22 protein-coding genes are annotated in these 26,422 nt (G+C 35.3%); 18 read left to right on the top strand and 4 right to left on the bottom strand.

Translation table 11 applies throughout. The annotated features are described in order from the left end of the window. Positions 1 to 4: 4 nt before the first annotated feature. The gene (cysI, locus tag UtA1_RS13545) at positions 5 to 1,735 is read left to right on the top strand and encodes an assimilatory sulfite reductase (NADPH) hemoprotein subunit (protein WP_232019850.1); all 1,731 of its coding nucleotides are present in this window, start codon (positions 5 to 7) and stop codon (positions 1,733 to 1,735) included. Positions 1,736 to 1,829: 94 nt separating this feature from the next. Here the strand turns inward: cysI and UtA1_RS13540 are convergent, their stop codons facing one another. Then, positions 1,830 to 3,080, bottom strand: a complete 1,251-nt coding sequence (locus UtA1_RS13540; RefSeq protein ID WP_096551616.1) for a BaiN/RdsA family NAD(P)/FAD-dependent oxidoreductase — start codon at positions 3,078 to 3,080, stop codon at positions 1,830 to 1,832. Positions 3,081 to 3,369: 289 nt separating this feature from the next. On the opposite strand from UtA1_RS13540, the gene asnB reads away from it, so the two are divergent. From asnB to UtA1_RS13525, 3 genes are all read left to right on the top strand, one after another. After that, positions 3,370 to 5,223 (top strand): asparagine synthase (glutamine-hydrolyzing), encoded by a 1,854-nt coding sequence (asnB, locus tag UtA1_RS13535; protein WP_096551614.1) that lies wholly within the window; start codon positions 3,370 to 3,372, stop codon positions 5,221 to 5,223. A 267-nt stretch (positions 5,224 to 5,490) separates the two neighbouring features. Continuing rightward, complete coding sequence (locus UtA1_RS13530) at positions 5,491 to 7,104, top strand: putative polysaccharide biosynthesis protein (RefSeq protein ID WP_096551612.1); 1,614 nt, start codon at positions 5,491 to 5,493, stop codon at positions 7,102 to 7,104. Between the two features lie 12 nt (positions 7,105 to 7,116). Then, a complete protein-coding gene (locus tag UtA1_RS13525) occupies positions 7,117 to 7,842 on the top strand; it encodes a pseudouridine synthase (protein WP_096551610.1) in 726 nt (241 codons plus the stop codon). A 68-nt stretch (positions 7,843 to 7,910) separates the two neighbouring features. Here UtA1_RS13525 and UtA1_RS13520 read toward each other — a convergent pair whose 3' ends face one another. Further along, positions 7,911 to 8,132 carry a DeoR family transcriptional regulator gene (locus UtA1_RS13520; protein WP_026018962.1) on the bottom strand — a complete coding sequence of 74 codons (222 nt, stop codon included), beginning with the start codon at positions 8,130 to 8,132 and terminating at the stop codon, positions 7,911 to 7,913. Positions 8,133 to 8,424: 292 nt separating this feature from the next. On the opposite strand from UtA1_RS13520, the gene pepV reads away from it, so the two are divergent. The 5 genes from pepV to UtA1_RS13495 all read left to right on the top strand — a co-directional run bounded on the left by pepV (position 8,425) and on the right by UtA1_RS13495 (position 13,635). Continuing rightward, on the top strand, positions 8,425 to 9,816 hold the full coding sequence (gene pepV / locus UtA1_RS13515) for a dipeptidase PepV (protein WP_096551608.1): 1,392 nt from the start codon (positions 8,425 to 8,427) through the stop codon (positions 9,814 to 9,816). A 13-nt stretch (positions 9,817 to 9,829) separates the two neighbouring features. Then, positions 9,830 to 10,681, top strand: coding sequence for a D-amino-acid transaminase (dat, locus tag UtA1_RS13510; protein WP_096551606.1), 852 nt, complete (start codon positions 9,830 to 9,832; stop codon positions 10,679 to 10,681). Between the two features lie 161 nt (positions 10,682 to 10,842). Beyond that, a complete protein-coding gene (locus tag UtA1_RS13505) occupies positions 10,843 to 11,820 on the top strand; it encodes a nuclease-related domain-containing protein (RefSeq protein WP_096551604.1) in 978 nt (325 codons plus the stop codon). A 204-nt stretch (positions 11,821 to 12,024) separates the two neighbouring features. Further along, a complete protein-coding gene (trmB, locus tag UtA1_RS13500; RefSeq protein WP_096551602.1) occupies positions 12,025 to 12,678 on the top strand; it encodes a tRNA (guanosine(46)-N7)-methyltransferase TrmB in 654 nt (217 codons plus the stop codon). Between the two features lie 96 nt (positions 12,679 to 12,774). Then, positions 12,775 to 13,635 (top strand): YtnP family quorum-quenching lactonase, encoded by an 861-nt coding sequence (locus UtA1_RS13495; RefSeq protein WP_096551600.1) that lies wholly within the window; start codon positions 12,775 to 12,777, stop codon positions 13,633 to 13,635. A gap of 45 nt (positions 13,636 to 13,680) precedes the next feature. Here UtA1_RS13495 and UtA1_RS13490 read toward each other — a convergent pair whose 3' ends face one another. Then, positions 13,681 to 13,995, bottom strand: coding sequence for a hypothetical protein (locus tag UtA1_RS13490; protein WP_016837067.1), 315 nt, complete (start codon positions 13,993 to 13,995; stop codon positions 13,681 to 13,683). 225 nt (positions 13,996 to 14,220) lie between these two features. Here UtA1_RS13490 and UtA1_RS13485 point away from each other — a divergent pair, with 225 nt between their 5' ends. The 9 genes from UtA1_RS13485 to UtA1_RS13445 all read left to right on the top strand — a co-directional run bounded on the left by UtA1_RS13485 (position 14,221) and on the right by UtA1_RS13445 (position 24,025). Next, complete coding sequence (locus UtA1_RS13485; protein WP_096551598.1) at positions 14,221 to 15,294, top strand: M42 family metallopeptidase; 1,074 nt, start codon at positions 14,221 to 14,223, stop codon at positions 15,292 to 15,294. A 216-nt stretch (positions 15,295 to 15,510) separates the two neighbouring features. Then, positions 15,511 to 16,032 (top strand): DUF84 family protein, encoded by a 522-nt coding sequence (locus UtA1_RS13480; protein WP_096551596.1) that lies wholly within the window; start codon positions 15,511 to 15,513, stop codon positions 16,030 to 16,032. A 110-nt stretch (positions 16,033 to 16,142) separates the two neighbouring features. Continuing rightward, entirely contained in the window at positions 16,143 to 16,658 is a 516-nt protein-coding gene (locus tag UtA1_RS13475; RefSeq protein ID WP_096551594.1) for a hypothetical protein, read from the top strand. Between the two features lie 111 nt (positions 16,659 to 16,769). Further along, positions 16,770 to 17,585, top strand: a complete 816-nt coding sequence (locus UtA1_RS13470) for a DUF1444 domain-containing protein (RefSeq protein ID WP_096551592.1) — start codon at positions 16,770 to 16,772, stop codon at positions 17,583 to 17,585. Further along, on the top strand, positions 17,582 to 18,199 hold the full coding sequence (ytpR, locus tag UtA1_RS13465; protein WP_096551590.1) for a YtpR family tRNA-binding protein: 618 nt from the start codon (positions 17,582 to 17,584) through the stop codon (positions 18,197 to 18,199). Before UtA1_RS13470 ends, ytpR begins: the two co-directional genes overlap by 4 nt. Positions 18,200 to 18,427: 228 nt before the next feature. Beyond that, on the top strand, positions 18,428 to 21,469 hold the full coding sequence (locus UtA1_RS13460) for a DNA translocase FtsK (protein ID WP_096551588.1): 3,042 nt from the start codon (positions 18,428 to 18,430) through the stop codon (positions 21,467 to 21,469). Between the two features lie 175 nt (positions 21,470 to 21,644). Further along, positions 21,645 to 22,952 carry a UDP-N-acetylmuramate--L-alanine ligase gene (murC, locus tag UtA1_RS13455; RefSeq protein WP_096551586.1) on the top strand — a complete coding sequence of 436 codons (1,308 nt, stop codon included), beginning with the start codon at positions 21,645 to 21,647 and terminating at the stop codon, positions 22,950 to 22,952. Positions 22,953 to 23,090: 138 nt separating this feature from the next. After that, positions 23,091 to 23,567: a DUF948 domain-containing protein gene (locus UtA1_RS13450; protein ID WP_016837075.1), complete on the top strand. Its 477-nt coding sequence runs from the start codon at positions 23,091 to 23,093 to the stop codon at positions 23,565 to 23,567. A gap of 17 nt (positions 23,568 to 23,584) precedes the next feature. Beyond that, positions 23,585 to 24,025: a YtxH domain-containing protein gene (locus tag UtA1_RS13445; protein ID WP_096551584.1), complete on the top strand. Its 441-nt coding sequence runs from the start codon at positions 23,585 to 23,587 to the stop codon at positions 24,023 to 24,025. Positions 24,026 to 24,109: 84 nt separating this feature from the next. Here the strand turns inward: UtA1_RS13445 and UtA1_RS13440 are convergent, their stop codons facing one another. Beyond that, positions 24,110 to 26,266: a cell division protein FtsA gene (locus UtA1_RS13440; protein ID WP_096551582.1), complete on the bottom strand. Its 2,157-nt coding sequence runs from the start codon at positions 26,264 to 26,266 to the stop codon at positions 24,110 to 24,112. Positions 26,267 to 26,422: the final 156 nt, after the last annotated feature.

Raw genomic sequence — 26,422 nt, 5'->3', positions numbered from 1 at the left:
AAACGTGACAAAAAAAATTGTGTTACCACCCCAAGAGGGAAAACCTAGTGATGTAGAGGAGATTAAGCAAGCAAGTAACTATTTGCGTGGAACATTGGCTGAATCTTTTCAAGATGAAGTTACATCCGGTATTCCTGATTGGGATAATCGATTATTAAAATTCCATGGAAGTTATTTGCAAGATGACAGGGATCAAAGGGTAGAAAGGGAACGTAAAAAATTAGAGCCGGCATACCAATTTATGGTGCGTTTGCGTATGCCAGCTGGAGTTGCAAAACCAAATCAATGGATAAAATTAGATGAACTGGCTGATAAATATGGAAACGGTTCAATCAAAATTACAACACGACAAACAATCCAATTCCATGGAATTTTAAAATGGAATATGAAAAAACATTTACAAGAGTTAAATAGTATTTTGCTTGATACAATTGCTGCATGTGGAGACGTAAATCGCAACGTCATGTGTAATGCAAATCCTTATCAATCTAAACTGCATCAAGAAGTATCTGATTACGCAGCAAAAATCAGCCAACATTTATTGCCTCGAACAAACGCTTATTATGAAATCTGGTTAGATCATGAAAAAGTTGTAGATACGCATGAGGAACAAGAACCTATTTACGGTGCTCTTTATTTACCACGTAAATTTAAAATTGGTATCGCTGTTCCACCTGCTAATGATGTAGATGTCTTTTCTCAAGATATCGGCTTAATTGCCATTGTTGAAAATGATGAATTGGTTGGTTTCAATGTGGCAATCGGTGGAGGAATGGGAATGACTCATGGGGATACAAACACTTATCCTCAGTTAGCGAGAATTATAGGATATGTTTCGAAAGATAAAATCGTTGATGTTTGTGAAAAAATTATGACTGTACAGCGAGACTACGGTAATCGTTCAGTACGTAAATATGCTCGCTTCAAATACACCATCGATCGACTTGGTTTAGAAAATGTGAAGAAAGAAATCGAAAAACGATTAGGATATGAATTTGAAGAAGCTCGTGACTTCCGTTTTGAACACACGGGCGATCGTTATGGTTGGGTTAAAGGGGAAGATGGTAAATATCATTTCACATTATTTATTCAAAATGGCCGTGTCCGCGATTTTGAAAATTATCCATTAAAAACCGCATTACGAGAAATTGCTGAAATTCATAAAGGTGAGTTTCGCTTTACAGGAAATCAAAATTTAGTCATTGCCAATGTAAGCCCAAGATCGAAAAAAAACATTGATAAAATCATTGAAAAATATCAATTAACGGAAAGTGACAATTACTCAGCTCTACGCAGAAATTCGATCGCTTGTGTTGCATTGCCGACTTGCGGATTGGCGATGGCTGAGTCTGAGCGGTATTTACCTACCCTTATTCAAAAAATTGAACCAATTTTAAAAGAATACGGCTTATTTGATCAAGATATTGTGATTCGGATGTCTGGCTGTCCGAATGGTTGTTCTAGAGCAGCTATGGCTGAAATTGGATTCATCGGAAAAGGTCCTGGAAAATACAATTTACATTTAGGAGGAAGTTTCCAAGGTACTCGACTTGCTAAATTGTATAAAGAAAATATAGGAGAAGAAGAAATATTAGCTACTTTAAGGCCGATTTTTGAACATTATGCAAATGAGCGGCTTGAAGGAGAGTATTTCGGAGATTTCGTCATCCGTGCTGGATATGTAGATGCAGTTACGGATGGAAGAGAATTCCATAAAGAGAAAACAAACGCATAAACATATTTTTCATTTCATTCTTCTGCCATGTCGAAAAGGGAATTAAGTAAAAAATTCTCTCCTGTTCGATAAGACATGGCAGAAGCAATGAAATTTATTTTCCTGCATTCATTCCTGCAATACGTCCTGTTACAAGAGCACTTGTAATATTATAGCCTCCCGTATAACCATGAATATCTAAAATTTCACCACAAAAATATAATCCCTTCTTTTTCTTCGAGGCCATCGTTTTAGGATCAATTTCCTTAATGGACACACCACCACCAGTAACAAATGCTTTTTCTAAAGGCAGCGTACCATGGACATCCATTGTAAACGATACAAGCTCATGAGCTAATTTTCGTATATGTTCTTGTGAAATTTCTGCGCAAGATTTTGAAGCATCGATATTTGCTCTTTCAAGTAAAAATAATAGCCATCTCTCAGGAGCTAACGGTTTTAATAAATTTTTTATCGATTTTTTCGGTTCCTTTTTTAGAAGTTGATTTAAGTATTGGAAACAAGTTTCTTCATTATAGTTGATTAAGGTTTGTATACGAATTTGAACAGGTGCACCACTATTTTTCTTTAATTCTTTCACAACAAATTGGCTACACCGCAATATGGCTGGTCCACTTATCCCAAAGTGAGTAAAGAGCATGTCCATTTGATGAGTAATAATGGGTTTTCCTTTTTTATTTAATACGGAAACCGCTACATCTCTTAATGATAAACCTTGCAAGTCCCGAGATTGAATAAAAGGCTCCTTCGATATAATCGGCACCTCTGTCGGGAATAATTCTGTAACTGTATGACCTGCTCGTTCTGCCCAAGGATATCCATCTCCAGTCGAACCAGTTTGAGGAACCGCTTTGCCGCCAACTGCCACGATTACTGTTTTTGAACGAATTTCAGAACCATCTTGTAGACGAACCCCTAAAACTTTTTCATCATCCATTAATATTTTGCTGACAGAAGTTTGTAATCGTATTTCTACGTTCAAACGTTTTAATTCACGCGTCAAGGCATCAACCACATCTTGTGCTTGGTTGGAGACAGGAAACATGCGCCCGTGATCTTCTTCCTTAAGCGGTACACCTAATCTTTCAAAAAATTGTATGATATCTTCGTTGTTAAAAATGGAAAAGGCGCTATAAAGAAAACGACCATTTCCCGGTATATGTTTAATGATTTCCTCAACAGGTAATCGGTTGGTAACATTGCAGCGACCGCCGCCTGAAATCGCAAGTTTTTTTCCAAGTTTATTTCCTTTTTCAATTAGCATTACTTTTTTCTTTTGTTCACCAGCCGCTATAGCAGCCATTAAACCGGATGGACCGCCTCCGATTACAATACAGTCGTACATAAGAAAATCTCTCTTTCATTTAGATTTTTTCATTTCATATTATACACGCTGGATGGATGAAAATATAAATCTTTTGGAATTGTAAAAAGGAATAGCATTTGGAAAAAATATAAGTAGCAAGTCCATATAGAAAAATTATCTAGAAATTGTCTAGCTTTGTCGAGTTTAGTACAATTGAGAAGATTCATTGAATCTTAAGTAGAATCGTTTTATAATCATAATTCGGTATGATTACGGAGCAATTTCTGATAAAATAATTTTGTTATGCAGAAAGTTGAGGCGAAAAGTAATGTGTGGATTTATTGGATATATACATGGAACGGAGAAAATAGACCATCACCAAACAATTGAAAAAATGATGGATACAATTATACATCGTGGACCAGACAGCGGAGGCATACATATTGATGAAAAAGTTTCCCTAGGATTTCGTCGTCTAAGCATCATCGATTTAACTGATGCAGCAAATCAGCCTCTCTATAGTGAGGATGGAAGCATCGTTTTGGTTTTTAACGGGGAAATTTATAATTTCCAACAATTGCGGGAAGAGCTAATTAATAAAGGCTATCAATTTAAAACAAAGTCAGACAGCGAAGTACTGATTTATAGTTACATGGAATATGGTGAAGAGTTTGTAAAACAACTGCGCGGTATGTTTGCCTTTTGTATTTGGGATAAAAACCGCAATCAAATGATGATAGCCCGCGATGGTTTTGGAATTAAGCCGTTATATTATACAAAAAATACAAAAGATAATACGTTCATTTTCGGATCTGAAATTAAATCATTTTTGCCCCATCCTTCATTTATTAAAGAATTAAATAAAGATGCTTTACGTCCGTACTTAACATTCCAATATTCATCTATGGACGAAACGTTCTTTAAAGGAGTTTATAAATTACGACCTGCCCACTACATGATTATTAAAGAGGGCAAAATCGTAAAAATGGAAAAATATTGGGATAAAAAATACCATGCGAAAGATGGCACGTTGGAACATTATGTTGAAGAAATCCAAAAAACAGTGAAAGAATCAGTTGAGGCCCACAAAATAAGTGATGTGAAAGTTGGTTCCTTTTTATCTGGAGGGATTGATTCCAGTTACGTAACTTCATTATTGCGCCCGAATACATCTTTCTCTGTTGGATTTAAAAATTACGAAAAAATGTTCAACGAAACGGATCATGCAAAAGAATTATCCGATATTCTCAATATCGAAAATAAACGCACATATGTATCTGCTGATGATGTATTTGAAAAACTGCCTACCATTCAATGGCATATGGATGAACCACAATCCAACCCTTCATCTGTACCGCTTTATTTCCTTTGTGAATTAGCGAGTAAAGATGTAACGGTTGTTTTATCTGGGGAAGGAGCAGACGAGATTTTCGGAGGTTATGAATGGTACCAACCTTCGAAGCGAATGGAAACCTATGAAAAAATTCCGTTTGGCTTAAGAAAAATCATTGGAGCTATTGCAAAGAAACTTCCGAAAAATAAATATACGAACTTCTTAATAAAAGGTGGACAAACAATCGAAGAACGCTTCATTGGGGAAGCGGTTGTGTGGGATGAAGAAGATGCCTTAAACGTATTAAAACCAGCTTATCGTACTGGCCCTAGTGTTCATTTAATAACAAAACCGATTTACGATGAAGTACCATATGAAGATGACGTAACGAAAATGCAATATTTAGATTTAAATCTTTGGTTGCCGGGAGATATTTTATTGAAAGCAGATAAGATGAGCATGGCTCATTCTTTGGAGCTGCGCGTACCGTTTTTAGATAAAAAAGTGATGGAATTAGCAAAAAACATTCCTACGAATTATCGTGTGAATGAAAAAGATACAAAATTTGCATTAAGGCTTGCTGCTTTAAAAGAGCTTCCTGAAGAATGGGCAAAGCGTCCAAAGCTCGGTTTCCCTGTTCCAATTCGCCATTGGCTTCGAGAAGAGAAGTATTATAATATGGTCAAAGAAGCCTTTCAATCTGATTATGCGAAGGAATTTTTTGATACGAATCAATTGATGAAATATTTAGATGAGCATTATCATAATAAAGCAAATCACGCAAGATACATTTGGACAGTATATGTTTTCCTTGTGTGGTATAAGCGTTTCTTTATTGATGAGAAATAAAAATAAATTGTTCATGAGGGTGTTTCGTACCGGTTTTCCCTGTTATTCGGGGAACCGGTGCGATTCTTTCAATGTTTATAGATTTTATAATTTCTGATAAAGGACTATCTCAAAAGAATATGAGGTAGTGCTTATTTTTTGATGTAAAATTATATACTATGATTATTTACTTGAATTAAAAAGAACTAATAAACTGCATAAACGTTAAAAATACATAATAATGAATGTGATGATTATAAAAAATCCTTTATAGAATGGATGAATTTGATGTCCTCTTTAATGAAAGGTACAGCTATATTAACAATCGGCATGTTTTTATCGAAAGTACTTGGATTAATCTATGTATTCCCTTTTTATGCAATTGTCGGAGAAGAAAACGTCATCCTCTACCAATATGCTTATATTCCATATACCATCATGCTGTCTGTTGCCATTTCCGGCGCACCAGTTGCAGTATCAAAGTTTGTAGCTAAGTATAATACGATTGGCGATTATGAAGCGGGACGGAAGTTGTTAAAATCTGGGCTGCTCACAATGATAATCACAGGATTTTTGACATTTTTATTATTAAACTTACTTGCATCACCGATTGCAGAAATCGTCATCCGAAGTGAAGAGCAAGTTTTCACAGTGGAACAAGTGGCATCAGTGATTCGATGGGTTAGTTTTGCTTTAATTGTCGTTCCATTTATGAGCTTGTGGCGTGGCTTTTTCCAAGGATATGGAATTATGGAGCCGACAGCATACTCACAACTAGTGGAACAAATTGTGCGCATTTTATTCTTACTTTGTGCTTCATTCATTGTGATGATCCTTTTAAAAGGGAAAGCTGAAACAGCTATTGCATTATCAGTATTTGCTGCCTTTATCGGAGCAATCGGAGGACTTTTCGTATTATTTTATTATTGGAAAAAATATCGACCTCAAATGAATGAGCTTAGAAGTCAAAGCAGCAGAAACTCTGACATTAAATTAACTGAAATTTATATGGAAGTGATACGCTATTCCATACCGATGATTTTCGTCGGAATCGCCAACCCTCTTTTCCAATTAGTCGATATGTTGACATTTAATAATGCGATGAAAAATATTGGGATGTCAGAAGTATCTGACCTATATTTAAGTATGATTAACTTTACAACTCACAAAGTAGTTATTATTCCCGTAATGCTAGCAACTAGCTTATCTTTAGCACTGGTACCAACGATTGCAAAATATTTCAACAGTGGTGAATTTCAATTATTGAAAGGGGCAATGGATAAGTCTTATCAAATATTATTTTTCATCACATTGCCTGCAGTAATTGGAATTGCATTATTATCTCATGAAATTTACTTCCTTTTGTATGCTCAAAGTGAAATGGGAGCGAAAGTGCTTGCTCACTATGCTCCAGTAGCGATTTTATTCGCTTTATTCCAAGTAACATCCGCACTTTTACAAGGCATTGACTTTCAAAAGTGGATTGTTTTCAGCTTGTTAACAGGTATTCTTATAAAGTTAGTGCTGAATACGCCGCTTATTGAAGCAATGCAAGCGGATGGAGCAATTCTTTCGACAGCAATTGGTTATTCCGTTTCGATTGCCATAAACATCATCGTTTTAAAGAAAGTATTAAATTATCAATCGAAAATTGTATTAAGACGCACTTTTCTCATTGTTATTTTAACAGCTGTGATGGCTGCTTGCGTGTTGTTGACGCATAAAGGACTAGTATGGTTATTTGGACCAGTTGATAGTAAATTGACCAGTTTAATTGTGGTATCCATTTGTGTCGCGATTGGCGTATATGTTTATGCATTTATAAGCTTTAAAACAGGGTTAGCTCAAAAATTATTAGGAGAGCGAATTTCTCGTATAGCAGGGAAATTCGGGTTAAAGTAGGTGTAGAAAATTATGCGTTTAGATAAAATACTCGCCAATTCTGGATTTGGCTCTCGAAAAGAAGTAAAACAGTTGTTGAAAAAAGAGCATGTGACGGTTGATGGGAAAGTTGTGAAAGATCCTGCCATGCACGTAGACCCAATGAGTCAAGAAATCTTTGTGCTCGGAGAAAAATTAGATTATAAAGAATTCATTTATTTAATGTTGAATAAGCCAAAAGGTGTTATTTCGGCAACGGAAGATCTTCGAGAAAAGACCGTGATTGACTTATTAAGCCCAATCGATCGACACTATCAACCTTTTCCCGTTGGTAGATTAGATAAAGACACTGTAGGATTATTGTTGTTAACGAATGATGGAAATTTAGCCCATCAGCTGTTATCACCGAAAAAACATGTGCCGAAAACCTACTATGCAAAAATTGATGGCGTCGTAACGGAAGAAGATATTTTGGCCTTCAAAGAAGGAGTCGTGTTGGATGATGGCTCGGTTACAAAACCGGGAGAATTGACTATTTTAAAGTCCGGAGATACTTCTGAAATCGAATTAACGATCTACGAAGGGAAATTTCATCAAGTAAAGAGGATGTTTGAAGCTGTCAATAAAAAAGTGATATTTTTAAAACGTTTATCAATGGGGAACTTAACATTGGATTCTAATTTAAAATATGGGGAATATCGTGAGCTAACAGATGAAGAAATAAAATCAATAAGAGAGTATGTGAATAAAAAAGAGTGACCCCGACGTAAGGTCACTCGTTCATTTTCTGTATGCAATATAATATAGCATATATTGTATTTCTATCTCTATGAAGTTAATTTTACTTTTTTCTTCGTCGTTGTCCATTTGCCTCTACTTGGACTTTCTACCAAGTTGTTAAAGGCTAACACATTCAAATCTCTTTGAATGGTGCGAGGAGTGATGTTAAACTCTTCAACTAAATCCTGTGTAGTTACTGTTCCATTCTCCCGAATGTACAAGTACACGTCTTTAATGCGAGTTAGCATTCTATTTGTAGCGGGTTTCATATTCATGAACCACTCCTTCATCTTAATTCACATGGCAAAGACCAGCGGACGACTAACAAATGACTGAGAGGTCTAAATTTCTGTCCTAGACATCCCCTTTTCAGAATTTTTTGTCAAAAAATACATTTGACAGAATCATTATAGCAATAAACTATTAATTTTTCCACAATTCAAAACGATATAAAGATAATTTTTGTGTTTTGTTATTCAAAGAATACGTTAATATAAAGGGGTTTATACCTTTCTAATTTTTTTTGAAACTCTTTAATTATTAATCAAAGAGGTGAAATACATGAACTTTTTGACATTAGCAGAACAAAGAAAAAACGAATTGATTGAAGGACTGCAGCAAATTATTCGAATTGAAAGTGTATTGGATGAAGAGAATAAAACGGAAGATGCACCATTTGGAAATGGACCTAAGAAGGCGTTAGAGTGGCTTCTTTCGAAAGCTTCAAAAGAAGGATTTAAAGTGAAAAATGTAGATCATTATGCAGGACACATTGAAATGGGAGAGGGAAAAGAAATTCTCGGTATTCTTTGTCATGTAGATGTTGTTCCAGCTGGTGATAATTGGACTTATCCACCATTTGAAGGGATCGTAAAAGACGGAAAGTTGTATGGCCGTGGTGCCATTGATGATAAAGGACCGACAATGGCGGCTTATCTTGCTATGAAAATGGTGAAAGATGCCGGTATCCCACTGTCCAAACGGGTTCGCTTAATTATAGGTACTGATGAAGAATCAGGATTCCGGTGTGTTGAACATTATTTCAAAAAAGAAGAAATGCCTGATATAGGTTTTGCTCCAGATGCAGACTTTCCTCTCATCAATGCTGAAAAGGGAATTGCTGTAATTCAGTTTTCTCAAACGAGTCCTTTGTCTCATAATGAGCAACTCGTTTCCTTTAAATCAGGTGATCGACATAATATGGTTCCTGATTTTGCAAAAGCGATAGTAAAAAATGTTTCATCTGATTTTGAAAAAGAATTCTATGAATATTTTAAACAATTTAATGAAGAAGCATCTTTCACTAGAGAGGGAGAACAGGTTATAATAGCGGTAACAGGAAAATCTGCCCACGCAATGGAACCTGAAAAAGGAATAAATGCTGCCGTTATGCTTGCGAAATTTTTAAAACAACATTTATCAACCGACGCAAGCAAAGCATTTGTTTCTTTTATTGTCGATGCTTTTAGTGATGTATATGGGAAAGCTCTAGGTTTCGATTATATAGACGAAATGTCAGGACCAACAACATTGAATGCTGGAGTAGTTTCTTTTGATTCAGAAAGAGGAGGAAATATACTCGTCAGCATGCGTTATTCTGTCACTTATCCATATGAAGAAAAAATTCGAGAAGCCACAGAGCGTTTATCGAAATATCCTTTTAATTTAACAGTAATATCAAATTCAAGCCCTCATTACATTCCTGAAGATGATGAATTGATTCAAACATTGTTAAAAGTTTATCGACGATATACTGGCGATGAATCTAAACCACTATCAACCGGTGGCGGAACTTATGCAAGAGTGTTGAAAAAAGGGGTGGCATTCGGCAGTTTATTTCCTGGAGAACCTGATGTGGCTCATCAAAAAGATGAGTATGTTGTCATTGACAACTTAGTGAAGTCTGCTGCAATATATGCAGAAGCAATTATTGAATTAGCAGCGAAAAAATGAAGGATGTGGGAAAATGGGATACACTTTATGGAATGACCAAATTGTGAAAGATGAAGAAGTCAAAATTGATAAAGAAGATCGCGGTTATCAATTCGGTGATGGCGTATATGAAGTTGTGAAAGTATATAACGGTGAAATGTTTACTGTAAAAGAACATATAGACCGATTATATGCATCAGCTGAAAAAATACGAATTACGATTCCATATACAAAGGATAAATTTCATCAATTTCTACATGAATTAGTGGAAAAAAATGAATTAAACACTGGGCATATTTATTTTCAAGTTACTCGCGGAACTTCGCCTCGTGCGCATCAATTCCCTGAGAATACTGTAAAACCAGTAATCATCGGTTATACGAAAGAAAATCCACGACCATTAGAAAATCTTGAAAAAGGTGTAAAAGCTACCTTTGTGGAAGATATCCGTTGGTTACGATGTGATATTAAATCATTGAACTTGCTTGGTGCAGTATTAGCAAAACAAGAAGCTCATGAAAAAGGCTGCTATGAAGCGATTCTACATCGAAATAATACAGTAACAGAAGGCTCTTCTTCAAATGTATTTGGAATAAAAGATGGTATATTGTATACGCATCCTGCAAACAATATGATTTTAAAAGGAATCACTCGCGACGTTGTCATAGCTTGTGCAAATGAAATTAATATGCCTGTAAAAGAAATTCCATTTACAACTCATGAAGCATTGAAAATGGATGAATTATTTGTAACAAGTACAACTTCTGAAATTACGCCGGTTATTGAAATAGATGGCAAGTTGATTCGAGATGGAAAAGTTGGAGAATGGACTCGTAAATTACAAAAACAATTTGAAACAAAAATTCCAAAACCGCTTCATATATAATCTGAATTGAGAATAGTTTAGTTTTGCTTTTAAACCACTAAAACAAAAGTATCCTCATACTTTGAGGGTACTTTTTTCATTTTTAAATGTGAGCGTTACTATGAATTTTTAAAGTAGTCATGTAAAATGAATTCGAGAGAGTATGTAGGAGAGTGTTTTCATTGGCTCAACTAATTAAACTACAGGATTATATTTCGAGATATCAAATTGATTTAACAAGATATCCAACACAATATGTCAGATTAAAAAGAACCCAATGGGAAAAGGTAAAACAACAATGGCTAACTGGAGAAGAACCATTATCTTGGGAACACATTGAAGAAGAACAATCGAACCGCTTCTCCTTTATAAAAAAATGGTTCAATCAAAAGCGAATAAAAGAACAAGAGGATATGGAATCTGTTGATGTCTCCCATGAAGCGATGTCGGATGAAGAAGGAGAGGTTGATGAAGAGTCCACTTTGTACTTTGAGCCACATATCGTTTATCATCCAGATAGTATTGAAGAGTTAAAACGTATGTTTCTTGATCAATTTTTCCATTTTCAAATAAAATGGGCGAGTTCAACGCTATTAGAAAAATCATATGTCGATCCTCGTTTTTTTAGAGACAGTTTTTTAAGAACAGTTCTTCAGCGTTTGCCTGATAATTATTTAGTATTTTACTATCCTGTTATTAAAATTAAAAAAGCGCCGATAGAACTGGATGTCATCATCTTAACACCGACCGAATGTTTATGTATCACGCTTGTGGAAGAAGAAGAGTCTGCTGTATATGTTGGTGACGGAGAACGATTCTGGACGAAAAAAGTAGGAAAAAGAAGTGAAAAAATGTTGAATCCGTTCATTCAATTAAATCGAATGGAAGCAATTGTGTCACAACTATTTAATAAGCATCAGGTAGATTTTCCGATTCGAAAAATATTGCTATCACGGAATGGCTATTTTGATTATTCGCTGACGCCTTTTAACGTTCAAATCATTGATAAGCGTGGGTATACAACGTGGTTACAGCAATTAAAATTCTCTCCATCTCCTTTGAAAAAAATGCAATTACAAGCGGCACATGCGATTTTGAATAATGTGGAGACAACTTCACATAGCCGCGATATTTTGAATCCTCAAAATTTGGAGCAGTAAAATAAACAACTACTTATTCGTTGATATACATAAAGAAGAAAGTGTAATAAATAAGAGTATCTCTATTCCTGGAAAAATTAATTTCTTTATGAACGGTTGTAATTGTTACATAATAATTTATTCTATAAATAGAAAACAATTATTTTTAAAAAGCATAGTTTGCATACGTAAAATGAATGAACAACATAGAAAGTAGGGTATAAAGTGAGATTACGTAATAAACCATGGGCGCGAGAATTTATTCAACAACATCCTGAAATGGTGATTCCGAATCCCGAAGAATATAAAGGGAAGTGGAATGAGCTTTTTGGAAATGATCGTCCGCTGCATATTGAAGTCGGTTCTGGAAGAGGGCAATTTATTGTTGGCATGGCTCAAGCCAATCCAGAAATTAATTATATTGGAATCGAATTATTTGATAAAGTTATTGTAAAAGCATTACAAAAAGCGTTGGAAGCAGGTTCGCCTCCCAATTTGCGATTATTGAGAGTGAACGCTGAAGAATTGGAGAAAATTTTTCAAAAAAATGAGGTACATCGCGTTTACTTGAATTTCTCTGATCCTTGGCCAAAGAAACGGCATGCAAAACGTAGATTGACTCATGAAAAGTTTTTGAAAATCTATGAGTCGATTTTGATAGATGAAGGTGAAATCCACTTTAAAACAGATAACCGAGGGCTTTTTGAATATTCATTGGTATCAATGTCCCAATATGGCATGAAGTTGAAAGATGTTTCTTTAGATTTACATGCAAATGAACCAGAAGATAATATACGAACTGAGTATGAAGAAAAGTTTTCTTCTTTAGGTCAGCCGATTTATCGATTAGAAGTTCAGTTTGTAAAGAAATCATTTTGATAATCTATTGAAACTTCCCTCACCATTTTTTGATAAATTCCAATTGAAGTTTCAATTGATTTCATAGACATTTTCATATTTTAGGGGGAGAAATGGATGGACAAACTACAGTTTCACGATATGACATTGACATGGTTAGATGGTGGCGTAACGTCACTAGACGGGGGTGCCATGTTTGGGGTTGTTCCAAAACCACTATGGTCAAGAAAATACCCAGTAAACGAAAAAAATCAAATCGAACTAGCCTGTGAACCAATTCTCATTCAATATAATGGAAAAAATTATATGATTGACAGCGGAATTGGAAATAAATTAAATGAAAAGCAAATCCGCAACTATGGTGTAACGGAACAGTCAAATATTGAAGAGAGCTTACAAAAATTGGGTTTGACAGTTGAGGTTATTGATGGAATCTTGATGACCCATATGCACTTTGATCATGCCAGTGGATTGACGAAATATGAAGGGGGCGAATTGGTTTCCACTTTCCCAAAAGCCAAAATTTATGTTTCCCAAATTGAATGGGATGAAATGCGCAATCCGAATATTCGTTCAAAAGCAACGTACTGGGCGGAAAATTGGGAGCCGATTCAAGACCAAGTTGTTACTTTTACTGACTTTATTGAAGTTGCACCAGGAATTGAAATGATTCATACAGGCGGCCATAGTGACGGACATGCCATTGTGAAATTGAAGCAAAAAGGCGAAACGTTAATTCATATGGCGGACATTATGCCAACTCATGCCCATCAAAACCCTCTATGGGTAATGGCATATGATGATTATCCAATGACAAGCATTTTTGCTAAAGAGAAGCTATTAAAAGAAGCTTATACGAATGGATATAAATTTATTTTTTATCACGATGCGTATTATCGTATGGTTCAGTGGGATGAATCAGGGAAAGACATAATTGATTCATTGAAAAGAAGTAAAGAAGCGAAAATTCAATTTTAAATAAAAAAGATGGGGTATCCCATCTTTTTTATTTAAAAGCATTGACTATGCTTTCTTTAGTTCAACGATTACTCCTGAACGAGCATCCGCTGCAAATTCAAAGTTTTCCACTTCACCATCTAATACTCTTGAAATACCGCCTCGATAAACAGGGATTGTCATAACCCCGTTATGATAATTTTCAGGCTTCATATAAATCCATGAACCATCGATAGGGCTTTCTTTTCTAAATTCATCTTTAATATTTTCCAATACTTGATTTGCATTCATAAACGGTTGTATACGTTCTGAAGCTTCTTTTATAATGACTGCCGCAGCTAAACCTGTTGTTACACCTAACATAAAATCACGTAAATTCATTAACTTTTCCCTCCTAATTTCCATTTTATCATGAAATCATTTTTTCAGTCTTCTGAAAGCAGGATAAATCGAATATATACTCTTTTCTATAAATAACTTAGATTTCCCTTTTTTAAGGATCCAATTCAATAAATCTTTTCGTTTAGAACAAACCTTTCTTAATTTCCAACGTTTTCAATTGATTATGTTAAAATAGAACGAGTAAATAATGAGGGAGTGTTCCGAATGAATGAAGAGACTTTACAATTATTTAAAACATTGACGGAACTTCCAGGGGCACCTGGAAATGAGCATTCAGTGCGAGCATTTATGCGTTCAGAACTCGAAAAATATGCAGACGAAATTGTACAAGATAATTTAGGTGGAATTTTTGGCTTGCGCAAGTCGGAAGAAAAGGATGCGCCCAAAATTTTAGTAGCGGGTCATATGGATGAGGTAGCTTTTATGGTAACGAGCATTACCGATCGTGGAATGATTCGCTTTCAAACGTTAGGGGGCTGGAATAGTCAAGTATTGCTTGCACAGCGAGTGATAATTTATACAAATGAACGAGAAATACCCGGAGTGATTGCATCTACTCCACCTCATTTATTGACAGAAGAACAACGTAAGAAACCAACGGATATAAAAGATATGCTCATTGATGTCGGAGCTGACAGTAAAGAAGATGCCATTAACATGGGGATACGTCCTGGACAATCCATTTTACCAGTTTGTCCATTTACAGTAATGGCCAATCCGAAAAAAATAATGGCAAAGGCTTGGGATAATCGATATGGTTGCGGACTAGCCATCGAACTTTTAAAGGAATTAAAAGATGAAAGAATGGTGAATCATCTTTATTCTGGTGCCAATGTCATGGAAGAAGTAGGGCTACGAGGTGCACAAGTATCCTCTTACATGATTCAACCTGATTTATTTTTTGCATTAGATGCCTCTGCTGCAAATGATATGACAAGTGAAAAGGAATTCGGCCAGTTAGGTAAAGGCGTATTATTGAGAATATACGACCCGACGATGGTAACTCATCGCACATTGCGAGAATTTATATTAGACACTGCAGAATCCAACCAAATTCCATATCAATATTTTGTATCACATGGTGGTACAGATGCTGGAAAAGTTCATACGATGAACGGCGGCATTCCAAGTGCGGTTATTGGCATTTGTTCTCGCTATATTCATACATCTGCATCCATAATTCATGTTGACGATTATTTAGCTGCGAAAGAACTATTAGTTAAGCTAATTCGAGCATTAGATCGTACGACTGTTGATACAATTCTTCAAAATCCTTAAATAAATTTCTTTATGTTCTATATAATTGGGGAATTTGTCCAAATGAATTTCTATTTGTTGATATGAGCGAAAGGCGGTGGTGTTCCTGCCCTTTCGCTTCCCCATGTAGCGAAAATCAACAGTTTGTTGTTTCTGTAACATACCTGTAAAAACAATGTAATGAATTTCTATGAAATAACTAGAACATAATAAAGTAAAGAGAAATGAGGGTGCAACATGAAAGTAGCAATTGGAACACATAACCGTGCAAAAGTAAAAGCGGTGCAAAACGTAATGAATACATATTTTGATGATATTGAATTTCTAGAAGTGGATGTTCCTTCAAATGTTTCCTCCCAACCATTTTCTGATGAAGAAACCCGACAAGGCGCTATTAACCGTGCTTTCAATACGTTAGAAGCAACGGGGGCAGAATTGAATTTTGGTCTTGAAGGCGGAGTTCGTGAAATAGATGGAATCATGTATTGTTGCAATTGGGGTGCACTGGCATTAAAAAATGGTCAAGTTTTGACTGCAGCTGGAGCACAATTTATGTTGCCTGAAGAAATTGCAAAAAAACTACGCGCGGGAAAAGAGTTAGGTCCTGTTATGGATGAGTATACGAATGAAAAAGATACGCGCCATCATAAAGGAGCAATTGGCGTATTAACAGCGAATTTGGTTGATCGGAAGGAAATGTTTGAACAGATCGTTACATTATTGATTGGACAATATCTTTTTACAAAAAAGGAGAGATAATGATTAAATTTTCCTGTTTTTTATCTATTATTCTAAAATTAGACTTTAAGATTGCACTCTATTTGATATCCTACTAAAATGTAGTATGGGTAAAGGAAGTGAAATGAAAAATGAAAAAATGGTTACTATTAACCATTAGCTGTATATCGTTGCTTGGATTAGCCGGTTGTGGAAAATCCGTAGAAGAGCAAATCAATACAGGTGTAGCTAGTGCACAAACAGTATTTGAAGAATCGCCAAGAGAACCAAATAAAAAGATTGGACAAATCGAGTTATACTTGCCATCAGGATATAGCATAAAAGAAACAGTTGATGAAAACAATTACATACTATCAAAAGGAAAAGATAAATATATTTTATTTGTGAATGTTAATGAAAAAGAAGATAGTCAGCTTCACTATGACTTATTGAAAAATAATTCAACGAAAAAAATAGTAAAAGAGCAACCAGTTGAACTAGATGGTGCTTTTGGATTTACAATGGTACTGGAACATGATGAAGGGCAATTCGAACTGATTGCTAGTAGCGGTGGTGTAAAAGTTTCTACGATATCCAATAATAAGCATATGGATAATAAGTTAGTAGAAATGATGTTAATTGCTCGTTCAGTAGAAGTACTGTACTAAAATTCATTCTAATCGACTGTCCAATGTTTCTTCTGATACAATAAACGTATGAAAATTAAAACGGTTCACTGAAGTGAGCCGTTTATTTGTGCACATAAGGAAGTGATTTTAGTGAAACCTGAGCAGCTTGTAGAAGAGTTAAAAAGACGATTAGGTATTGAAAGGTTTAATTGCTCGTACAATCGCAAAGATAATAAATTACGTTTAGATCATAAAAATCTTGGAAAAGGAATGGATATTAATCTTCCTGAGATTATCGCAAAATATAATGAGAGAAAAGAACAAGCGTTAGAAGATGTAGTCTATACGATTGAACAGACTTTTATTGCGATGGAAAAAGAGCAAGCTGAAGAAATACATCAATTATCTAACATATTCCCGATTATTCGTTCCACTTCTTTCCCATTGAAATCGAAAGAGGGGCATCCCTTCATTACGTCAGATCACACGGCAGAAACCCGCATTTTTTATGCTTTGGATTTAGGTACAACTTATCGATTAATTGATGAGTCAATGCTTTCGAAATTAAATGCAACTGGTGAACAAATCCGGGAAATAGCCCGCTTTGCAGTAAAAAAGTTGTCAACGAATGTAAAAAAAGATGAAGTAGCAGGAAACATATTTTATTTTGTTAATGAAAACGATGGCTATGATGCGAGCCGTATATTAAATGAAACCTTTTTAAAAGAGATGAGGGAAAAAATTAAAGGAGATATGACAATTTCCGTTCCTCATCAAGACGTGCTAATCATTGGGGATATTCGAAATGAAACAGGTTATGATGTGCTAGCCCAAATGACGATGCATTTCTTTTCAATTGGCCGTGTACCGATTACATCACTATCCTTCGTATATGATAATGGAGAGCTGACGCCGATTTTCATATTAGCAAAAAATCGAATAAAAAAGGAGACGAAAGATCAATGATTGTAGCGTACAATAAAGAACATGTAGGCGATGTTTTATTAGTGCAACTTACAACTGAGGAAGTTGTAACACCATCAGTAGAGCGAATAGGGGATGTAGCTCTTATCAAAGAAAAAACAACTGGTGAAGTGAAAGGGTTTAATTTATTTAATGCAAGTAAATATGTTGAATTGAATGTGAATGGTAATGTGGAAGTAACAGAGGAGCTTGTTCAAAAAATCCAATCTGCATTAAATAAAAATAATGTTGAGGTAACTATAAACGTTGACTTGTCACCAAAATTTGTTGTCGGATATGTGGAAGAGAAGGAAAAACATCCAAATGCAGATAAGCTTAGTGTTTGTAAAGTCAATGTAGGGGATGAAGTATTACAAATCGTTTGTGGAGCACCAAATGTTGAAGCAGGTCAAAAAGTGGTAGTTGCCAAAATTGGCGCGGTTATGCCTTCAGGAATGGTAATTAAACCTTCTCAATTACGTGGTGTAGATTCTTATGGCATGATTTGTTCAGCTAGAGAATTAGCAATTCCAAATGCTCCTCAAGAAAAAGGTATATTAGTTTTAGAAGAGGACGCTGAAATTGGTTCAGCATTTCAAATCCCTTCTACACTCTAAACATGGTTAGGACAATTTGTCCTAGCCTTTTTTAATTGAATGTTATTGTAATGTAAAGAATCTGCAATAAAACTTATGGTATTCTTTAGTGGCGAATACATAGTTCAAATGCATGAATTCGCTTACCAATACATATATGAAAGATGTAATTCTATAAAGAATGTAGCTTCATTACCGATTATTATCATATAATTATAAAAGGTATGATGTTAGAAAGAGTGATGATTGATGAATTGGCTCAAACGTACATTGAATAAGTTGTTATTTAAAGACGAAGTTGAAGATGAATATGACTATTATGAAGAAGATGAGTGGCAAGAACCTATATACGAAAAGAAAGAACAAAATCGAGCGAAATTTCGATTTCCATTAATCCCTGACGAAGAATTACAAGCGTCGGACCAGACCCCTCATCAACCAAAGTCTTATAATGATTTTATTTCAAATATCGAACCTCAACATCATAAAAATTCACTTGTATATGATGTGGAAGTGTCAAGAATCCATGAACTGTTAGAAATGCGAAAACAAAATAAGAAAAAAACAACAAGTGTCAGTTATGATATTACATCCCGACGTAATGAGCGTTTAATTGAGAAAACAATTAAAAGAGAAACTATACAAAAGGAACAACCAATTGTAAAAGAAAAAAGTCAACCACAACCAAGCCGGAAAAGATTTATTCCTACCGATGTACCTTCACCGGTGTATGGATTTCAGAAACGCAAGCCAATAAATGCTTTGTATACTCATACACAAGAACAAACTGACCAGAAATTTGAGATGAATACTGAAAAAGAAACTTCTCTTGAACAGTCGAAAGAAATAATTATAGCATCAGAAGAAGTAGCGAGCACTACTGTTGTTGAAGAGATTGACAAAAAGCTAGAACAAGTGAAGGAAGAAGTAGAACAATTCATCCATCAATCAAAAGAAGGATTTTCGATTACAATTGAAGAGGCAAGAAAGACAAAAGAATATGATGAAGAAAAATTAGTTCAGAATGATGGAGATGTACATCTAATAGTTGATAAAGAGAAAGAATTTTCTAATGAACCTCTAATCCTTACAGAACCAATAACAGAAGAAGCTCATATAATTGAAAATAATCATGGAAAAGCGATAGAAGCAATTGACGATTTAGAATCAGTTGAAACGAGTGAGGTTAACAAACAATTTGCATTAGGGTATCGAGAGAATGTGGAACCAACTGTTGAAAGTTCTTTACTTCAAGCGAATACGTTATTAGAAGCAGAACATGATGAAGACTTACAAGAGCAAATCGAGAAGGAACAAAATGAACCGTTGAACCTTCATGAAGATAGGGCTTGTGAAACGGGTGAACAAATAGAGGAAACACAACATACTGTCGATAAAGATGAATTCAATTCGATGAATGAAGTAGAGAGCATAAATCATTCCAATTTCCAAAATGAATATGAAACAGGCGATTCGTTGAAAGAGGATGAAGCAAATGGTCTTCAACAAATCTCTGAATCGCTCCGTTTAGAATCGGTATTGAACGAAGCACAACTTTCCAACAATCAAACTAGAATTGAAGATTTATTAAATGTACAAAAGGAAGTAGAAGAACCACTTTCCGATGATATTCAAATGGAGTTATCTAATAATAGTGAGATAAATGAGCCGGCTTTAGAAGAAGAACTCTCAAATGAATCGCATCCAATTACACAAGAACAACCTAAGACAAAACCAATACCATTTAATGTCATCATGTTAAAGTCTGATAAAGAAAAATTAGCAAAAAAACAGCAAGTGCAAAAAAAGGAGACAAACGACTTAAAGGAATCCCAACCAATTGAAATTCCTGAACAATTGGAGAAAAATCAAATTGAATATAAATATATGAAGCCGCCTTTAGAATATTTGGCACCACCGGAAGAATCGACAGAAGATCGGGAATGGATGGAACGTCAGGCGGAAACGCTTGTGGAAGCACTTTCTTATTTCCAAGTCAATGCGAATGTTGAATCCATTATGCAAGGGCCAGCTGTTACGCAGTTTGAAATCACAGTAAGTCATGGGACGAAAGTAAGCAAGATTCGAAATCTTGCAGATGATTTAAAGCTTGCTTTAGCTGCGAAAGATATACGCATACAGGCACCGATTCCAGGGAAAAACACCATTGGAATTGAAATTCCAAACCGCATTTCACGTGCAGTTCGACTATCTGAAGTCGTAAATAGTGAAAGTTTCTTACAATCGGAATCGCCTCTTGAAGCAGCCCTTGGATTAGATTTAACTGGTAAACCAGTAACGATTGACTTGCGTAAAATGCCTCATGGATTGATTGCTGGCGCAACTGGTTCGGGAAAGTCTGTGTGCATTAATTCTATCTTAGTTAGCCTGTTATTAAAGGCAGAACCAAGTGAATTGAAATTAATGTTAATCGATCCGAAAGTGGTGGAACTTGCACCGTTTAATCACATTCCGCATCTCGTCAGTCCAGTCATTACGGATGTGAAAGCAGCAACCGCAGCACTGAAGTGGGCGGTAGATGAGATGGAACGAAGATATCAACTGTTTGCCCATGCAGGTGTAAGAGACTTACCTCGATATAACAAACTTGTTGAACAAGAGGGGAAAAATAGTTTAAAACTGCCATATATATTAATCGTTATCGACGAGTTAGCCGATTTAATGATGATGGCTCCACAAGATGTGGAAGAATCCATTTGCCGAATTGCTCAAAAAGCGAGGGCTTGTGGAATTCATTTAATCGTTGCCACACAAAGACCGTCCGTTGATGTCATAACAGGATTAATAAAATCAAATATCCCAACTCGTATTGCTTTCTCTGTATCTTCCCAAATCGACTCAAGAACAATTTTGGACAGTCAAGGAGCGGAACGCTTACTTGGCCGAGGCGATATGCTTTATTTAGGAAACGGGATGACAGACCCTATTCGATTGCAAGGTACTTATGTTACGGATGATGAGATTGAAGAAATTATCGAGCATGTGAAAGAGCAAGGAGAGCCTGAGTATCTCTTTGAACAAGAAGAATTGCTTAAAAAAGTAGAGATGATTGAAGAACAAGATGAATTGTTCGAAGACGTTTGCCGCTTTGTGTATGAACAGGGTTCCGCATCAACATCTTCCATTCAGAGAAAATATCACATCGGATACAACCGAGCTGCCCGCTTAATTGAAATGCTTGAAAGTTACGGATTTGTATCTGAACAAAAAGGAAGTAAACCTAGGGAAGTGTATATTACAGAATCAGATTTAGCGGAATTATTCGATTGATTTCCCAAAACGCATCCGTATGAAAAAGAGGGGCCCGCCCCCTCTCAATTTTTTTCAAGACAAATGAAAAATAAATGCTATAATGTAATAGGTTTTTGATTAACTAAAAATGTATAAACTAGACATATATATAATATTTATTCATTAGGGTCAATCCCTGGGAGGTTTTTTGAACATGACAATTTATCATTTTACAGGAATAAAAGGTTCGGGAATGAGTTCACTAGCTCAAATATTGTTTGACTCCGGTGAATCGGTACAAGGATCGGATGTAGAAACATATTATTTTACCGAACAACCTTTAAGAGAAAGAAATATTAAAATATTAAAATTTGATTCAGATAATATTCAACCCGGAATGACTGTCATTGCAGGGAATGCTTTTTCTGATAGTCATCCTGAAATCGTACGAGCAAATGAATTAGGCGTTGAAGTTATTCGTTATCATAAATTTCTGGGTGAGTATATAAAGAAATTTACATCAATAGCGATTACAGGTGCCCATGGAAAAACATCGACCACCGGCCTAACAAGCCATGTGATAGGTGGATTTAAGCCAACATCTTATTTAATTGGTGACGGTACTGGATCAGGTAAAAAAGATGCATCTTATTTTGTTATGGAAGCTTGTGAGTATCGACGACATTTTCTAGCTTACCATCCGGACTATGCAGTGATGACCAATATCGATTTTGATCATCCAGATTATTTCTCTGGAATCGATGATGTATTTTCGGCATTCCAAGAATTAGCGTTACAAGTTAAAAAAGCCATTATCGCTTGTGGTGATGATCATTATTTACAAAAAATTCGTGCTAACGTACCGGTGATTTATTATGGATTGGGAGAACGGAATGATGTCATAGCAAAAAATATTGAAAAATCAACAGAAGGTACGAGTTTTGAAGTATATATTCGCAATGAATATTATGATCGATTTTTCATTCCATTGTATGGAGACCATGCAATTTTAAATTCATTGGCAGTCATTGCGTTATGTCATTATGAAGGAATCCCTGCAAACGTAATAAAAGAAAGAATAAAAACATTCAAAGGAGTAAAAAGACGTTTTACTGAGACGATAATTGGCAATAATGTTCTTGTTGATGATTATGCACACCATCCGACAGAAATTAATGCAACGATTCAATCAGCAAGACAAAAATATCCTGATCGAGAAATTGTGGCAATTTTCCAACCACACACATTCAGCCGAACAGAAGCTTTTTTACAACAATTTGCTGATAGTTTAAAAAATGCGGATTCGGTTTATCTTTGTGAAATATTCAGTTCAGCTCGTGAACAAAATGGCAGACTAACGATTGAAGATTTAGCTGCCATTATTGATGGTAGTGAAATACTTCACGCTGAAACAATTGATAAATTAAATAAACATCAAAATGCAGTTTTCCTATTTATGGGAGCAGGTGATGTTAATAAGTTCCAAAAGGCATTTGAATCAATACTGCAAATGGGTGCATAGTTCCTTTCAAGATGATACGAAAATTTTTCATATATCAAAAAAGGAGCTAATTCAATGCTCCTTTTTTTAGCAGAAGAAGGAATAATAAAAATTTTGTCGAATTATATAAACAACTCATCATTCTAGGAGGTCTTCAACATGGAAGTGATACTATATATTTCAGCACTTGTAGCAGCAATCGCTTTCTTAGTTCTTTGCATAAGCATTGGTGCGACATTATTCTCATTAAAAGGAATATTAAAAAGTATTGCAGGTACCATTGCAGGTATTGAAAAACAAATGGAAGGCATTACCCGTGAAACGACTTCTCTATTAGAAAAAACTAATACGTTAGCTGCTGATATTACAGAAAAATCAGAAAAGCTGAATTCTGTAGTAGATGCAGTTAAAAATATAGGCGTATCAGTAAACAATTTAAATAACTCGATTAATCAAATTACTGAATCCATTTCGAGAGAAGTAAGTAAAAATGAAGAAAAAATTGCTCAAGTAGTTCAATGGAGCAATGTGGCAATGGATATAGCAGAAAAATGGAAACAGCGAAAAGCCCAACAAGAAGTGGTGGAGGTAGTGGATAATACGAGTACGACGAAATATAAACGCCGTAAAAAGTAGATAAAGGGGGAAAATGTATGTCAGGGGAAAAACCAAATTATAACGAAGTAAAAAAACAACAGTTACCTCAAGAATCCCTAGTCCATGAAACTAGAGAGGAGGAAACAATCAATATGAAAGATTTCGTAATCGGTGCATTAGTTGGGGGAATTGTAGGAGCTGCTGTAGGATTACTACTTGCTCCAAAAACAGGAAAAGATTTGCGAAGTGATGTTGCGCAACAAGCAGTTAATATTCGACAAAAAGGGCTTGTTCTTTCATCAACAGCTAAAGAAAAAACTGTTCAACTTTCAAGTCAAATTAAAGAGCAGTCATCTCAATTAGTAGATAAAGTTAAAGCAAAAAAAGTAAAATCGCCACAAGTGATTGATGATGGTACGGTTTCTTATGAGGAAAATTTAAATGATGTTTATGATGGGATGGATATTTCAGAAATTGCTAGACCTTCATCTATCTAAGCGGAAAAAAGCAAATTGAGAAAACAATGAGTTTTCTCAATTTGCTTTTTTAATTTAGATTAAAATTTAGCATTCTTCCAGCCGTTATCCCATAGCTGGTTGTTCAATTAATTGAATTTCTAAAATATCGCCACCAAAAATTTCTGTGTCAAAAGAGCTTGGATTTCCGTTTCTAAGAATAATGAATTGTCCTCTAAAACCAGGAGGCATTTGCCAGTTGGAGAATTTAAAAACGTCTTGGAAAATCCAAGGGCTACCATCTTTATTCACCAATTGTAAAGAAGCACCGTTATACACAATTGTAGTTGGCTGTACGACTACACCATTCATGAGAACTTCATATTTTGTTTTTTTCAATTGTAATGGTTCATTTTGAAAAGTTACTGTAATAGAGTCTTCTAATGCAATATCTAATTGATCTAACACGACTCGAACTGTTGGCATCGTCGTTGGGGTTTGTATCGTTAATACATCCCCATCTTGAATTGGGTACGTTAATTTGGCAGGTTTACCATTCAATAAGAATGTGCCACTGTACTTTTGTAAATATACCGGTTGACCGTCAACTTTAACTAAAAACGTTTGGAATTGGATGACATCATGTCGGTTAATATGCTCTAAAAAGTCTTGTACTGTTTCAATAGGTTCAAAGATAATTTGATCTCGGTCTTTTATAGGAGTATCGAGGGATGCTCTTTCTCCGTTTAATTTTACAATTGGTTCAACAAAATATGTTTGTTCGTTGAAATTGATTTTTTTGGTGGATGCTTGGTCAATAATATCACGAATTGTAGCATGAGCATCTTTACCATCTTCTCCAGGGATGATAGTAATTTCATCCCCATCTTGAATTTTTGATTTAGTTGAAGCTTCTTGACCATTCACCAATATCGTTGCAGGATTTCCGTGTTCACCAGGAATGAAAATATCCCGGTCGTTGATGGTAATGGATATGCCTTGTCCTGGTTTACCATATAAATGTTTTGCACTTATCTTCGCAGCTAAAAAAGCATCGCTTACCGTCATTTCTTTCGTTTCAAATAGTCGAACAACCTGATCGTTCACTTTAACTGACATATATTGTATAGGAGATTTTTTAGCCGCAATCGCAATACCGATTGGAGTTACAAGATCAGGTCTTACTTCAATGGTTTCATCTTTTATTAAGTTCTGAATGGCACTAATATCCCGAACGGCTACACGATTTGCTGGCAATTGTAAGATTTTACAAAGTTCTTCAGGTAGTTTAGGTGTTAAACTTCCCCCTCCAATAAGCATAACAGCTTTTGGTGGAATTTGGTTGTTTAATCGCAATATTTCATTTCCGATGGCAGTTGCCAATTGTTTTATGGATGGCTCAATCGATTGAACGATTTCCACGCTTGGGATTTCTTGTTCAAATCCTAATATATCCTGAATCGTAATCATTTCTTCTGTATGTAATTTACGTTTAATAGATTCTGCGACAGGGAAGTCGAGTAAATATTGATCGCACAAACTTTCAGTAATTTCATCACCAGCTGTTGGAACCATCCCATAGGCCACAATTGTGTTATTATTTGTAATTGCGATATCCGATGTACCAGCACCTATATCGACTAACGCTACGTTTAATCGACGCATTGTTGGAGGAATTAAGACATTAATTGCTGCAATTGGTTCGAGGGTTAATGCCTCCATTTCCAAATCTGCTCTTTTTAATGCAGCAAATAGCGATTCAATTACTACTCGTGGTAAAAATGTTGCAATCACTTCAACTGTCGCTTCATTTCCCTGCTGATCCAAAAGACTCCCAATTTCTTGCCCATCAAGCTTGTAGTAAAGTACAGAATAACCAACACAATAATAATGATTTTTTTCATCTTTTTCATGTTTCTGAATAAGTTGAACTTGCGCTTGTTGTACAGCTTGTAATTCAAGTCTATTGATATCTTCTTGTGTAAAAATTGGCCGATTTTTAATATGAATTGTCACAAGAGCTTGTTCAGTTTTTAGTGCACGCCCTGCTGCAGCAACGTTCACTTTTGTTAAAGGACCGTGTTTTTTTTCTAATTCTGACTTCAATTCTTTTATTAATTCTGCCACGTATAAAACATTATGTATTTGGCCATCAATCATTGCCCGCTCTTTATGTTCTTTCATGAGTATATCCACAACACGGTACTGGTGATTTTCCTCTTCTAAAATAATTCCTACGACCGACCGGGTTCCGATATCTAAAGCAAATATTTTGGAACTCAATGCAACCGCTTCCTTTCTATTATTATCTTCATATACTTTAACGAGTTGAAGCGTTAAATTAAAAACGTGACATTCTGAATTTTCTTGATTATAATATGGATATTATCTTAAAATGTAACATACATTTCAGTCTTCTGAAAGTGTTGTATTTAAGTG

This window comes from Ureibacillus thermosphaericus (genome assembly GCF_002370195.2).
GTDB classification, from domain to species: domain Bacteria; phylum Bacillota; class Bacilli; order Bacillales_A; family Planococcaceae; genus Ureibacillus; species Ureibacillus thermosphaericus.
This window is presented reverse-complemented; position numbering and strand designations above follow the sequence as displayed.

Excerpts from the sequence above, each read along its gene's own strand:
- UtA1_RS13475 (WP_096551594.1), top strand. The coding sequence starts at position 16,143 with ATGAAAAAATGGTTACTATTAACCATTAGCTGTATATCGTTGCTTGGA.
- UtA1_RS13460 (WP_096551588.1), top strand. The coding sequence starts at position 18,428 with ATGAATTGGCTCAAACGTACATTGAATAAGTTGTTATTTAAAGACGAA.
- UtA1_RS13520 (WP_026018962.1), bottom strand. The coding sequence starts at position 8,132 with ATGAAACCCGCTACAAATAGAATGCTAACTCGCATTAAAGACGTGTAC.
- UtA1_RS13450 (WP_016837075.1), top strand. The coding sequence starts at position 23,091 with ATGGAAGTGATACTATATATTTCAGCACTTGTAGCAGCAATCGCTTTC.
- UtA1_RS13445 (WP_096551584.1), top strand. The coding sequence starts at position 23,585 with ATGTCAGGGGAAAAACCAAATTATAACGAAGTAAAAAAACAACAGTTA.
- UtA1_RS13485 (WP_096551598.1), top strand. The coding sequence starts at position 14,221 with ATGAATGAAGAGACTTTACAATTATTTAAAACATTGACGGAACTTCCA.
- UtA1_RS13525 (WP_096551610.1), top strand. The coding sequence starts at position 7,117 with ATGCGTTTAGATAAAATACTCGCCAATTCTGGATTTGGCTCTCGAAAA.
- UtA1_RS13480 (WP_096551596.1), top strand. The coding sequence starts at position 15,511 with ATGAAAGTAGCAATTGGAACACATAACCGTGCAAAAGTAAAAGCGGTG.
- UtA1_RS13540 (WP_096551616.1), bottom strand. The coding sequence starts at position 3,080 with ATGTACGACTGTATTGTAATCGGAGGCGGTCCATCCGGTTTAATGGCT.
- UtA1_RS13490 (WP_016837067.1), bottom strand. The coding sequence starts at position 13,995 with ATGAATTTACGTGATTTTATGTTAGGTGTAACAACAGGTTTAGCTGCG.
- UtA1_RS13495 (WP_096551600.1), top strand. The coding sequence starts at position 12,775 with ATGGACAAACTACAGTTTCACGATATGACATTGACATGGTTAGATGGT.
- UtA1_RS13530 (WP_096551612.1), top strand. The coding sequence starts at position 5,491 with ATGTCCTCTTTAATGAAAGGTACAGCTATATTAACAATCGGCATGTTT.
- pepV (WP_096551608.1), top strand. The coding sequence starts at position 8,425 with ATGAACTTTTTGACATTAGCAGAACAAAGAAAAAACGAATTGATTGAA.
- dat (WP_096551606.1), top strand. The coding sequence starts at position 9,830 with ATGGGATACACTTTATGGAATGACCAAATTGTGAAAGATGAAGAAGTC.
- ytpR (WP_096551590.1), top strand. The coding sequence starts at position 17,582 with ATGATTGTAGCGTACAATAAAGAACATGTAGGCGATGTTTTATTAGTG.
- murC (WP_096551586.1), top strand. The coding sequence starts at position 21,645 with ATGACAATTTATCATTTTACAGGAATAAAAGGTTCGGGAATGAGTTCA.
- asnB (WP_096551614.1), top strand. The coding sequence starts at position 3,370 with ATGTGTGGATTTATTGGATATATACATGGAACGGAGAAAATAGACCAT.